The sequence below is a fragment of the Duncaniella muris genome, from assembly GCF_003024805.1.
Lineage (GTDB): Bacteria > Bacteroidota > Bacteroidia > Bacteroidales > Muribaculaceae > Duncaniella > Duncaniella muris.
Genome location: NZ_PUEC01000013.1, coordinates 82,729 through 93,062, shown reverse-complemented (window position 1 = coordinate 93,062; position 10,334 = coordinate 82,729). Strand labels below are relative to the sequence as shown.

7 protein-coding genes are annotated in these 10,334 nt (G+C 55.8%); 5 read left to right on the top strand and 2 right to left on the bottom strand.

From position 1 onward, the window contains the following. Nucleotides 1-206 precede the first annotated feature (206 nt). The gene (locus C5O23_RS07030; RefSeq protein ID WP_107032237.1) at nucleotides 207-1,406 is read right to left on the bottom strand and encodes a pyridoxal phosphate-dependent aminotransferase; all 1,200 of its coding nucleotides are present in this window, start codon (nucleotides 1,404-1,406) and stop codon (nucleotides 207-209) included. A 5-nt stretch (nucleotides 1,407-1,411) separates the two neighbouring features. Continuing rightward, entirely contained in the window at nucleotides 1,412-2,566 is a 1,155-nt protein-coding gene (locus tag C5O23_RS07025) for a putative sugar nucleotidyl transferase (RefSeq protein WP_107032236.1), read from the bottom strand. Between the two features lie 1,206 nt (nucleotides 2,567-3,772). Between C5O23_RS07025 and porW the strand changes: the two genes are divergently transcribed. The 5 genes from porW to trxA all read left to right on the top strand — a co-directional run bounded on the left by porW (nucleotide 3,773) and on the right by trxA (nucleotide 10,209). Beyond that, nucleotides 3,773-6,910 carry a type IX secretion system periplasmic lipoprotein PorW/SprE gene (gene porW / locus C5O23_RS07020; RefSeq protein WP_240597726.1) on the top strand — a complete coding sequence of 1,046 codons (3,138 nt, stop codon included), beginning with the start codon at nucleotides 3,773-3,775 and terminating at the stop codon, nucleotides 6,908-6,910. A gap of 42 nt (nucleotides 6,911-6,952) precedes the next feature. Next, nucleotides 6,953-8,500, top strand: a complete 1,548-nt coding sequence (gene porX, locus C5O23_RS07010) for a T9SS response regulator signal transducer PorX (protein WP_107032235.1) — start codon at nucleotides 6,953-6,955, stop codon at nucleotides 8,498-8,500. A gap of 40 nt (nucleotides 8,501-8,540) precedes the next feature. Next, nucleotides 8,541-8,978, top strand: coding sequence for a tRNA (adenosine(37)-N6)-threonylcarbamoyltransferase complex ATPase subunit type 1 TsaE (gene tsaE / locus C5O23_RS07005; protein WP_107032234.1), 438 nt, complete (start codon nucleotides 8,541-8,543; stop codon nucleotides 8,976-8,978). 21 nt (nucleotides 8,979-8,999) lie between these two features. After that, nucleotides 9,000-9,761, top strand: coding sequence for a biotin--[acetyl-CoA-carboxylase] ligase (locus C5O23_RS07000; protein ID WP_107032233.1), 762 nt, complete (start codon nucleotides 9,000-9,002; stop codon nucleotides 9,759-9,761). A 139-nt stretch (nucleotides 9,762-9,900) separates the two neighbouring features. Next, nucleotides 9,901-10,209 (top strand): thioredoxin, encoded by a 309-nt coding sequence (gene trxA, locus C5O23_RS06995; protein ID WP_107032232.1) that lies wholly within the window; start codon nucleotides 9,901-9,903, stop codon nucleotides 10,207-10,209. Nucleotides 10,210-10,334: the final 125 nt, after the last annotated feature.

The following is a 10,334-nucleotide window of genomic DNA, read 5'->3' as shown; positions in this document are numbered from 1 at the left end:
GGCAATGCAGATTATTAAAGAGCATGTCGACAAAAGTAGTCTGAAGAAAAGACGCTTCAAAGCGAGCCTTTCCAACGACTATCTGACCGATATGCTACTTAAAGCAAAATTTTGATGCGGTTGCCCTGGCACAGCAAAGGCTCTCCGACAAGCCTTGAACGGCAGTCTGAGAGCCTTGATTATCTTAACTATAAGTGCGGACCGGATCAGATGGTGCGGCCGGGATAGGCCTTGAGAGCTTCGGAAAGGATCTTCATGGCGCGGGCCAGGTCAGCCTTGTTGAGCACGTAGGCCATGCGGACTTCATCGTGGCCCATGCCGGGAGTGGTGTAGAAGCCTGAGGCTGGGGCCATGAAGATGGTCTCGCCGTTGAGATCGAAGTCTCTCAGACACCACTGGCAGAAGTCATCGGCATTGTCGACCGGAAGTTTGACCACGGTGTAGAATGCGCCCATCGGTATCGGGGTGTAGCAGCCGGGTATCTTATTGATCTCATCGATGAGGAACTTGCGGCGCTCCACATATTCATTATATGTGGCGAGCATGTAGTCAGGCGTGGTGTCGATCGAGGCTTCGGCCACGATCTGGCCAAGCAGAGGCGGGCTGAGACGCGCCTGGCAGAATTTCATGACATTGGTCTTGAGTTCAGGATGCTTGGTGATGAGCGCGCCGACGCGGATGCCGCATTCGTTGTAGCGCTTTGAGACGGAGTCGACCAGCACCACCTGCTCCTCTATTCCCGGCAGATGGAAGGCCGAGATGTAAGGGGCACCGGTGTAGCAGAATTCGCGGTAAACTTCGTCAGAGAAGAGGAAGAGGTCATATTTCTTGACCAGATCGCGGATCTGGAGCATCTCTTTCATGGTGTAGAGATAGCCGGTCGGGTTGTTTGGATTGCAGATGAGTATGCCTTTGGTGCGCGGGGTGATCAGTTCCTCGAATTTTTCCACAGCGGGAAGGGCGAAACCCTGGTCGATGTTCGATGGAACGGTGACAATCTTTGCGCCGGCCGAAATGGCGAAGGCCATGTAGTTGGCATAGGCAGGTTCGGGGACAATGATCTCGTCGCCCGGATCAAGACAGGCCATGAAGGCGAAAAGCACAGCTTCGGAACCACCGGTGGTGACTATGATGTCATCGACATCCACGTCAATGCTGAAGCGGTGGTAGTATTCACGAAGTTTTTCGCGGAGCGACATGAGTCCGGCCGAGGGACTGTATTCAAGCACCTTGCGGTCAATATTTTTCAGAGCTTCAAGACCCTCAGGAGGAGTCGGTACATCGGGCTGGCCTATGTTGAGATGATAGACCTTGATTCCACGTGCTTTGGCATCATTTGCCAGAGGGGCAAGACGTCTGATCGGCGATGCAGGCATCAGAGTGCCGCGTTCGGAAACTTTTGGCATAGGCTTCAGAGAATGTTTTCGTTGATGGTGATAAAAATTTCCTTGTCGACAGGGGTCAGCTCCTTGTGTCGGCGCGCCATCATGCGGGTGGCGGTGTCAAAGAAGCGGTCCATGATCACAGGCTTCATGCCGAGAGTAGACCCCTCGGTGAACGAGGGTATGAACGTGCGCGGGAAACCGGCTCCGTAGAAGTTCACGCCTACGCCGACAACCGTGGCGGTGTTGAACATCGTGTTGATGCCGGCCTTCGAGTGGTCGCCCATTATCAGGCCGCAGAACTGCAGGTCGGTCTTGATGAAAGAACTTTCAGCCATGCTCCAGACTCTGACAGGGGCATAGGTATTCTTGAGATTCGAGGCGGTGCAGCCTGCTCCGAGGTTACACCATTCGCCTATCACGGCGTTGCCGAGGAATCCGTCATGTGCTTTGTTTGAGTATCCGGTCATTACCACGTTGTTGAGTTCGCCGCCCACTTTGCAGTATGGGCCGAGGGTTGTGGCGCCGTAGATCTTGCCGCCCATGTTGACCACGGCATGTTCGCAGAGGGCTATCGGGCCGCGCAGACATGCGCCTTCCATGATTTCGGCGTCGCGGCCCACATAGACCGGGCCTTTGGTCACGTTGATGATCGCACCCTCTACCGTGGCTCCCTCTTCGATGAAAAGCTGCGAGGGGTCGCCGATCAGGCGGCAGGTGTCGCTCAGAGGCTGCGACTCGCGTCCGGCAGTCAGGCTGGCGAAATCGCGGCGCAGGGCTTCGTCGTTGAGCATGAAGATGTCCCAGACGTGGTTGAGGGCAAGCGGATTGCCTTCATAGGCCTTGGTTTTCTGCGGTTCGCCGTTGCCGCGGCGGGCTATGATGGCGGCGCCCTGAGTCAGGGCTTCGCCGGGTTCGAGCGAGAGAATGGCATCCACAAGTTCCCGGTCAGGATGGAGATTGCCGGCTATGAAGAGGTTGTCGCCGTCAGCGGCCTCAATCATTGGATATTTTATGGAAAGATAGTCCTGGGTGCTGTAGGAATAGGTGCCGGGGATGGCTTTCTGCCATTTTTCCGACAGAGTGGTGATGCCGTGGCGCAGCAGTGCCACAGGGCGGGTAAGGGTGAGGGGAAGCAGCCCCGCACGTGCTTCGACCGGGTCGAAGAGTATTATATTTTTCATATCCGGATTGTATTCTTGTTTTAAGATTGTATTCTTATTGATCTGTTACTTTCTGCAAAAATACTAAATTTCTCAAACAAATGCCACAATCGGCTAACAATCTTTTGCGGCTGCAGACGGGGCAGGATCATCGGAACTTCTGCAAAGATATAACTCCCGGCCGCCGAAAGAGTGCGATAATGCGGTGTCACGGGCTACGAGTAAATCTGCGTTCTCCGGACGCCCATCCGGACCGGTAGCGGAAGCTGCTGTCAGGCCGTCTCCCCCTCTCAGCCATAAAAAGCAACCCTGACAGACAGCTTGGCAGTCAGTCAGGGCGATTGTCTCCTGAAGTTCTTTAATTCTATAATGGAAGAGACCGGGCTATTATATATAGTAAGTCAGGTTTAAATTGCATGTCGTTCTGTTTTTATGCGATTAAAGCCTGTGCTTACGGTCTCTTGCTGATTCTTCTGAGGGTAGAGTGGCGTTATTTTGTTCCCGATGACAAGAATCCGCATACGTCAGAGCCGGTGCAACCGAAACTCAATCGCATATCTGGATTCTGACAGACGGGATACAGAATTTGTAGTTCAAAACAATTGTCATTCAACGGAGAAGAGCCGTCCCATCACTTTCAGCCATCGCCCTCCCTCCGGAGGCGCAACCGGCCGAATTGCCGAGGTGATGTAATCTCCTGACCCGCCCAAAAGCAGGTTTTGCATTGCAAAGATAGAGATTAGTTGCTTATCAGACAAACCGGCATAAATATTTGGCCGGCCCCGGACGGTTAAAAAATCTTAACAGATGTTTTTTCATTATTCCTGCTCCGAAAAACTTTTTACCTTTGCACTTGAAAAGAAACACCAAATCGGTTGCAATCCTTGGACTGATAAAAAATTTTACGCATTAAATTCACTTTTTGAGACTAAGGACAAAGGCAACTGCACTGAGCGGTCTCGTCGCGACGACGCAACGGCAAGTGACCAACTTGGTGTAAGTGTAAGTATGATATAATCTCTACATTATTGGAAAGGGATAGTTTCCTTTCATCACCGAAAGGAATCTATTTCGATTCAATGACGCCTTTTGGCTTTAGTCCTGTTGCTCCTTGATAGAAAGGGGCAGCGGACAATTTTTTTTATACACCCCCCTGCTCTTTCGGGGCAGACAGACTGTTACGGTGAGCAATATTTCGCGCGCGGGCGCGTTACTATAATATATATAATGATATTTTCAGAGGCAACAGTGTGGAGGATGCGCGGGCTGCTCAGGGCCGGGCTTCTCGTGGCGGTCGTGGCGCTTGTCGCGGCCTTTTCGGCTTGTTCGCCTAAGAAAAACACCGCGGCCACCCGCAACTATCAGGCTTTCATCACCCGCTACAATGTCTACTTCAACGGCGACGAGCATTTCAAGGAGACGCTCAAGGAGATGGAGCGCGCCTATGAGGACGACTATTCGGCCCAGGTGCTGATGCACCCGGTCGAGGCCTATTCCAACCCCAAGGCCCCGCAGCCCTCAGGCTCTTTCACACGCTCGATCGAAAAAGCGCAGAAAGCCATACAACTCCACAGCATCAAGAAGCGCCCGCGCCGCAAACCGGGCCGCGGCAACGATCCGGAATACAAAAAATGGCTCAAACGCGACGAGTATAACCCCTTCCTCCACAACGCCTGGATGATGATGGGCCGCAGCCAGTATTTCAACGGTGACTTCCTCGGCGCGGCTTCCACCTTCTATTATATAGCCAAGCACTTCAGCTGGCTCCCGCAGACCGTGACCGAAGCCAAGCTCTGGCAGGCCCGGAGCTACTGCGCTCTTGACTGGCTCTTCGAAGCCGAGACCATACTGGTGCGCATCAAGTCCGATCAGCTGACAAGCGGCAGGCTGAAAGAGCTTTACAGTTTCACATATGCCGATTTCTACGTGCGCTCCCATGACAACGCCAAGGCCATCCCCATGCTGCGCGAGGCTATCGGATATGCCAAGGGTCCGCAGAAAACACGCCTCAGATTCCTCCTTGGGCAGCTCTACAGCGCCGAGGGCGATGCATCGGCGGCCTACGAGGCCTACCGCAAGGCCGGAAAATCGGCCGGAGCCTCATACCGCACCAAGTTCAACGCCCGCATCAAGCAGAGCGAGGTGTTTCAGGGGGCCGACATAAGCCCTGAGGTCAAGGCCCTGCAGCGCATGACCCGCTATGACCGCAACAAGGAGTATCTCGACCAGATCTATTATGCCATAGGCAATCTCTATCTCTCGCGGCGCGACACGGCCAATGCCATTGCCAACTATGTGCTTGCAGCCGAAAAGTCGACCCGCGGAGGCATCGAGAAGGCCATCTCGCAGGTGACGCTCGGCGGTCTCTACTTCGACCGCCACCGCTATGACCTCGCACAGCCATGCTATGCCGAAGCCGTCCCGCAGTTGCCCGACAATTACCCCGATCTGGCCCGTCTGCAACGCCGGTCAGACGTGCTCGACGAACTTGCTGTCTACTCTCAGAACGTGACCCTCAACGACTCACTGCTGCGTCTGGCAGCCATGCCGGAAGAGCAGCAGTTAGCCGTGATCGACAAAATCATATCCGACCTCAAAAAGAAAGAAAAAGAAGAAGCCGAGGCGGCCAAGCGCGAGGAGTATCTCGCTCAGCAGGAAGCCCTCGGCTCGAACCTCAACAACAGTTCGGCTTCGGCTCCGACCACGTTTACGCTCAACACCGACAAGTCGTGGTACTTCTACAACACGGCCACCCGCAATGCCGGACGCACCGACTTCCAGCGCCGCTGGGGCTCGCGTAAGCTCGAAAACGACTGGCGCCGGCGCAACAAATCGTCATTCAGCATGGACGATTTCAGCGGTGACGGCGACGAGTCAGACGCAGACCCCGACAGCGGAGCCGACGAAGCCGACGACTCCTCAGCCGACAAGGCCGACAAAGAGCAGGAAGCAAAGGCCAACGACCCGCACCACCGCGAGTATTACCTGCGCCAGATTCCCAAGACCGATGTGGAGAAAACCACTGCCGGCGAGGTGATCCAGGAAGGGCTCTACAATTCCGGACTCATACTCAAAGACAAACTCGAAGACTTCGATGCGGCCGATGAGGAATGGCGCCGGCTGATGGACAGCTACCCCGACAACGTCTACCGACTCGACATCTACTACAACCGGTATCTGATGAACGTGCGCCGCGACCGCCCGGCAGAGGCCGAGCGCTACCGCCAGTTGATACTCAGCGAATTTCCCGACTCAAAATATGGCAAGGCGATGGCCGACCCGAACTATATCGACAAGCTGCGCTCCATGCTCGCCCGCCAGGAAGAGCTCTATGAGAAAGCCTACAGCGACTATCTCGCCGACCGCAACCCGCAGGTCCATCAGGCCTACGAGACAATGGCGCGCGACTATCCGCTCTCGCCGCTCATGCCGAAGTTCATGTTTCTCCACGCCCTGGCCTACGTCACCGAGAACAAGCCCGAAGAATTCGGCACCACCCTCAGGGAACTGCTCGAACGCTATCCGGAAACCGACATGACCCCGATGGCCTCGTCATATCTCAAAGGCCTTGCCCAGGGCCGAAAACTCCACAGCGGCACCTCCAACATGCGCAGCATGATCTGGGATATCCGCCTGACCAACGACTCGACCCTGCTTGACGGCGAAGCCGCCGATCTTGACTTCACGCTCGCACCGGAAGAGCCCCACTATCTGGTGTTGCTCTTCTCCACCTCGCAGATCTCGCCCAACCAGCTGCTCTTCGATGTGGCCCGCCACAACTTCACCACCTACATGGTGCGCGACTTCGACCTCGAAGTCATGAACTTCGGGCAGCTCGGCCTTCTCCTCATCAAGGGATTCAGCAATGAAGCCGAGCTCAACCACTACCGCTCGCTGCTCAGCCAGGACCGCGGAGTCATCATACCCGAAGGAGTGCGCCCCGTGCAGATAAGCAAGAGCAACTTCGAGAAACTGCTCCAGGGAGGCGGATCGTTTGACGACTACTTCCGCTTCATCGGCGAAGAAACCGTCCGCGAGACCCATGAATCAGTCCTGCCACCCGAAGAATATCCGGCAGCATCTGAAATGTACACCCCCGAACCAAACACGGAGACCCCTGAGGCCCCCGCAGAGTCTGCTACAGCAAAGCCTACTACAGCAGAGCCTACACAAACAAGCCCCGCAGAGCCAAAAGCGCCCCAAAAGCCCCAATCCCCCAGCACTCCCAAAACTCCCAGTTCTCCCAATTCTCCCAGTTCTCCCAGTTCTCCCAGTTCTCCCAAAACTCCCACCCCGCCCAAAAAGCCAACCTCGCCTCCGGTCTACCCTGACTATCCCCTCGGCAGCGAAGGCGATGAAGACTGACCCTCCACCAAAACCCCATAACCAACCCCAACCGACAGCAGAATGCCATCAACCATACTCTGGGCCGACGACGAGATCGACCTCCTCAAACCCCACATAATGTTCCTCAAAGGCAAAGGCTATGACGTGGTCACCGCATGCAGCGGCGCCGACGCCCTTGAGCTTGCCGGACAACAGAACTTCGACCTCATCATCCTTGACGAGAACATGCCCGGCCTGACCGGACTCGAAACCCTCCAGCGCATAAAACTCACCTCGCCCCACATACCGGTGATAATGATCACCAAAAGCGAGGAAGAAAACATCATGGACCAGGCCGTAGGCAACAAGATAGCCGACTACCTCATCAAGCCGGTCAACCCCAACCAGATACTGCTCTCGATCAAGAAAAACCTCCACTCAGACCGCCTCGTCTCCACCCAGACCGGCAGCGACTACCGCCAGGAATTCTCGCGGATCTCGTCGATGATCGACTCGGCATCATCGATCACCGACTGGATGAACCTCTACCGCCTTCTGGTCCACTGGGAGATGCAGCTCTCGGCCGCCGACACACAGATGGACGAACTGCTTGACATGCAGCGGAAAGACGCAGGCACAGCCTTCGCCAAATTCATCAAAAACAACTACGCCTCATGGATCGCCGACAAGAACACGCCCGGCCGCCCCATGATGTCGCCCGACATCTTCAAAAACCGGGTGTTCCCCCTGCTCGACGCCGGCGAAAAGGTGTTTTTCATACTGATCGACAACTTCCGCCTCGACCAGTGGGCCGCAGTCAAGCCCCTGCTTGCCGACACCTTCAACTTCAGCGAGGAACTCTACTGCTCCATACTCCCGACCGCCACACAGTATGCCCGCAACGCCATTTTCTCCGGGCTGATGCCGGTCGACATCGAGCGGATGTTTCCCGACCTGTGGGTCGACGAAGACTCCCCGGAAGGAAAAAACCTCAACGAATCGCCCATGATAGCCACCCAGTTCGAACGCTATCGCCGCCAGTGCAGATTCTCCTACACCAAGATCAACGACTCGGCCGCAGGCGAGAAACTCCTCCGCGAGTTCTCCAATCTGCTTGACAACGATCTGAACGTCATAGTGTTCAACTTCATCGACATGCTCTCCCACGCCCGCACCGAGTCGCGCATGATCCGCGAGCTTGCCGCCAACAACGCCGCCTACCGGTCGCTCTCCGAATCATGGTTCCGCCACTCGCCGGCCATCGAGATATTCCGACGCATAGCCGCCAAGGGCTACAAGATAGTCCTCACCACCGACCACGGCACCGTGCGCGTGGACAACCCCGTCAAGGTTGTCGGCGACAAGAACACCAACACCAACCTCCGCTACAAGATAGGCAAAAACCTCGCCTACAACGCCCGCCAGGTCTATGAGGTCAAGCAACCGGGCCGTCTGGGGCTGCCCGCGCCAAACGTCTCGTCGACCTACATCTTCGCCACCGGACGCGACTTCTTCGCCTATCCCAACAACTACAACTACTATGTGCAGTACTATGACGGGACCTTCCAGCACGGCGGCATCTCGCCCGAAGAAATGCTCATCCCGATCATCACTCTGACAGCCAAATAGAATCAAACAAAAGTCACTTACAATAAAAGTCACTTACCGCATGAAAAAGATAATGATTCCCTCCGTTGAAGCCCTCCCGCAGGCCGCTCAGGAGTTTCTAAGCCTTATGGACGACGCCACGGTCTACACCTTCGAGGGTGAGATGGGCGCCGGAAAAACAACTTTCATCAACGCCCTCTGCCGCGCGCTCGGTGTGGAGGAAGACCCGACAGGATCGCCTACATTCTCGATCATCAACGAATATCGCTCCGACACAACAGCCGAGCTGATCTACCACTTCGACCTCTACCGCATCGAGTCGCTCGAACAGGCTTTCGACATCGGCGTGGAAGACTATCTCGACTCAGGCGCACTCTGCCTCATCGAATGGCCCGACCGCATCGACGACATACTGCCCGACGACACCGTCAGAGTCAAAATCGACGTTCTCCCTGACGGAGGCCGCTGCCTGACCATCGACAATCCCGCCGAAGCCTGACACAGAACCCAAAGCCTCATCATGGAGATAATAGAGCTTGAAGAGACAGCCTCGACCAACAGTTATCTCGCAGCCATAGCCCGCGAAAGCCCCGACGGACTGACGGTGGTCTGCCACCGCCAGACTGCCGGGCGCGGCCAGCGCGGCAACAGCTGGGAAGCCGAGCCGGGAAAGAACATCACCATGTCGCTGCTGCTCAGACCCGCCGGTCTTCACCCCGCGCGCCAGTTTCTGGTCTCTCAGGCCGTCTCGGTAGCCATAGCCGACGTGCTCGCGCGCCATCTGCCCGACATGGAAGTCAGAATCAAATGGCCCAATGACATCTATGTGGCCGACAGAAAGATCTGTGGCATCCTCATTGAAAACTCGATCACAGCCAACGGCATCAACCACTGCATAGTAGGCATGGGGATCAACGTCAACCAGACCGAATTCCGCTCCGACGCCCCGAACCCCGTGTCGCTCTCCATGCTGACAGGCCTCACCTATCCGCTGCGCCCACTGACCGAGGAGATCATCACCCGGATCATCGGCGAGACGACACGCATCTCATCAGCCTCCGATGACCTGCAGAAGCGCTATTTCAGCCTGCTCTGGCGCCGTGAGGGCTACTGGCCCTACACCGACTGCCTGCGCGGCGAGCAGATCATGGCGCGGATAGCCTCGGTGGCTCCTGACGGCATAATCACCCTCGCCCTGCGGCCTGAAGCTGACGGTGACGCCGGGCAGACCCGCAGCTTCGCATTCAAGGAAGTGGCAGCCTGCCTTCAGCCAATGCCGTAAGCGCGGTGCCGCCCAATATTTGTTAACTTTTATTGGGAACTCCCCCGCCACCTGCAAGCAAACCAACTCACGACCGGGCGCGTTATAAAGGCATCGAACTGAATTTTTCACTCAACACCTTTTATAATACGCCTTAACTATGAACGATTTCAATGAAATAATCGGCAGCAGCAAGCCAACACTCGTCGACTTCTTCGCCACATGGTGCGGCCCGTGCAAAATGCAGGGTCCCATCCTCGAACAGCTTAAAAACAAGGTAGGCGACGCCGCCAATATCGTAAAGATCGACGTTGACCGCAATCCCGACCTCGCAGCCAAATACCAGATCAGAAGTGTGCCTACACTCATCATCTTCAAAAACGGAGAGCCACAGTGGCGCGCATCAGGTCTTCAGCAGCTTGAAATACTCGAAGACAAACTCCGCATCCAGGAAGAACCGGGCAAATAGCCCCGGCCTTCACACCTCCTCAAGCGGCTGCCAAAGAAAACAATTTTAAGCTTCCGTAAAATCTCTCGTCCCTCCGCCATGCACCCCACAGGCCATGACGGAGGGATTTTTTCATGGACAGACCC